Below are 2,690 nucleotides of genomic sequence, written 5' to 3' on the forward strand. Positions count from 1 at the left end.
TAATGGGACCCAGAAGACAAGCTAAAAATTTTGGTTTATTTTTCAAATAAAAGTCTTGCTAGTATATACGAATTACTCTATATTCAAATAATCAGATATACAAAAATAAAAAGGTAAGAAGGGTTCATATGTTTAGTGACAATAGGTTCCATCAATATTCATTAAAATGCGTACCAAAGGATTTGCTATCAGGTCTGATTGTCGGGGTTATCGCAATTCCACTTGGTATGGCGTTTGCCATTGCTTCAGGGGTGAAGCCAGAGTATGGAATTTATACGACGATTGTTGCCGGGATTCTCATCTCTATGTTGGGAGGATCGAAATATCAAATTGGCGGTCCTACCGGTGCTTTTATTCCAATTTTATTTGGAGTGGTGATGACATACGGTTATGAAAATCTCCTGATTGCTGGGTTTATGGCCGGAGTTATTCTTCTATTGATGGGAGTGCTGAAGCTTGGGTCACTCATTAAATATATCCCTAGACCAGTAACCATAGGGTTTACTGCAGGCATTGCGGTTACGATTTTCACTGGACAATTAGCTAGTTTCTTAGGTTTAGAGGGAATCAAGAAGCATGAGGAATTTATACGCAATATTGAAGAAATTATTGTCCATCTAAACACAACGAATGTTTTTAGTATTATCACAGCACTTATATGTTTAATTACGGTTATTTTTACACCAAAAATTGCACCAAAGGTTCCAGGTCCGCTAATTGGCTTAATTGTATCCACACTTGCGGCAACCTTATTTTATCCGTCACAAGTCGCAACCATTGGGATAGCATATGGAGAAATTCCAAGTACACTACCTGCATTCCATATACCGAACCTGAATCTTGAGCAAGTTATGAAATTATTGAAGCCTGCCTGTATCATTGCGATGCTTGGAGGAATTGAATCACTCCTGTCTGCTGTTGTGGCCGATGGGATGACAAATACCCGGCATAACAGTAATAAGGAACTAATCGGACAGGGAATCGCAAATTTGATCACCCCATTATTCGGCGGCATTCCTGCAACTGGAGCGATTGCCCGGACAGCTACAAATATTAAAAATGGTGCTGTTTCACCATTTTCAGGGATCATCCATGGTATTGTAGTTCTGCTTGTTCTGCTGTTTTTTGCACCATACGCTTCATACATCCCACTTGCCAGCATGGCACCTATTTTGATGGTCGTTGCCTGGAATATGAGTGAAAGGAAGGTATTTGCTCATATTTTAAAAACAAAATCGACAGATTCACTAGTCCTTTTAGTGACGTTTTTATTGACAGTTTTTGTGAATTTGACAACCGCTGTTGAGGTGGGACTCGTCATGTCAGCCCTTATGTTCACAAAACGGATGAGTGACCTAATGGTCACGGCAAAGGCCTTGCCAAATCGAAAACATAAGAATGAAAAAATAGAGACTGGCATGGTTACTGATACACATGACTGTCCGCAAATCAGCATCTTTAATGTCGAAGGTCCTTTATTTTTCGGGGCAGCCGAAACCTTTGAAAAAACAATCATGAGCACAATAAACTACCGCCCCAAAATTTTATTGCTGCGAATGAGCAGGGTACCGTTGATGGATACAACAGGTGAAGCGAATTTATCGAGTATTGTTCATCATTTTTCGAAAAATGGTATAGTATTGATATCAGGCTTAAATGCCCAACCGGAAAGCGTTCTAAAGAAAACTGGTTTGTACCAAACGATTGGCGGGGAGCATTTTTTTGAACATACTGGAGAAGCCATACAATATGCCCTGGAGCAAATTAATAAAAATAAATGCCTTGGCTGTAAGCATTTTGCCTTTAGGGAATGTAAGAAGCTATCTGCCACTGAGGCTGTTGAAGGTAGAAAGGGACTAACAGGTACCGTCTAATAATAATTAGGAGTGGAAGAATTGAATCTTGAAATGCAGCAGTTTAAAGCGGATTTTTTTAAAGCGCTGGCGCATCCATTGAGAATCCGCATTTTGGAACTATTAGCAGAAGGGGATAAAAACGTCAACGAAATCCAAACTCTGGTTGGCAGTGAAGGGTCTGCTGTCTCCCAACAGCTTACGATTTTGAGAGCTAAAAATATTGTTACAGGAACTAAAGAGGGAAATAAGGTCATTTACACACTGAAAGACCCAATGATTATTGAACTGTTGGCTGTTGCCAGACAAATCTTTAATAATCATCTTGTTGATACTATTACAATATTGGATAAATTTAAAGAAGAAGATGAAGAGGAAACCGTAGGTCCGAAGAATTAAATTCTTTGGTCTTTTAGTGAACATCAGTAAGCGATTACAATAACTTTTCGACAAAATCCTGCAAAGTCATTGTCTGGCTTTGTGCATCTGCCAATTTAATAGTCATATTCCACACAGAAATTGGCAGATTTGTAGAAACGTGTTGGATTGTGTCAACAGTGCGTTTCTTGACATATAGGCCTAAAAGGGGTATATTTTAAACAGCCGTTGCACGAGATTAGATTTATGTTACAAGCTTGTTCAAAGTTTTAACCGATGTTTGGATGAGGAACTGAAGTAAAGCTATCACGTTGTAATTTGGTGAATTTTACACATGGCTTGCATTTAAGCCAATAGGAGGATTTTTTTACATGAAAAACGGTAAAGTAAAATGGTTTAATTCAGAAAAAGGTTTCGGTTTCATCGAAGCAGAAGACGGAAACGATGTATTCGTTCACT

3 protein-coding genes are annotated in these 2,690 nt (G+C 38.8%); all 3 read left to right on the top strand.

Translation table 11 applies throughout. The annotated features are described in order from the left end of the window. Positions 1-128 precede the first annotated feature (128 nt). On the top strand, positions 129-1,874 hold the full coding sequence (locus V7161_RS27945) for a SulP family inorganic anion transporter (RefSeq protein WP_335716059.1): 1,746 nt from the start codon (positions 129-131) through the stop codon (positions 1,872-1,874). A 21-nt stretch (positions 1,875-1,895) separates the two neighbouring features. Next, a complete protein-coding gene (locus V7161_RS27950) occupies positions 1,896-2,252 on the top strand; it encodes an ArsR/SmtB family transcription factor (protein ID WP_223587885.1) in 357 nt (118 codons plus the stop codon). A gap of 350 nt (positions 2,253-2,602) precedes the next feature. Continuing rightward, a partial coding sequence (locus V7161_RS27955; RefSeq protein WP_335716062.1) for a cold-shock protein occupies positions 2,603-2,690 on the top strand: 88 nt, incomplete at its 3' end.

The organism is Neobacillus drentensis (assembly GCF_036965425.1).
Classification (GTDB): Bacteria; Bacillota; Bacilli; order Bacillales; family Cytobacillaceae; genus Neobacillus; species Neobacillus drentensis_F.

Coding starts and splice junctions, on each gene's coding strand:
- V7161_RS27945 (WP_335716059.1), top strand. CDS start 129: ATGTTTAGTGACAATAGGTTCCATCAATATTCATTAAAATGCGTACCA.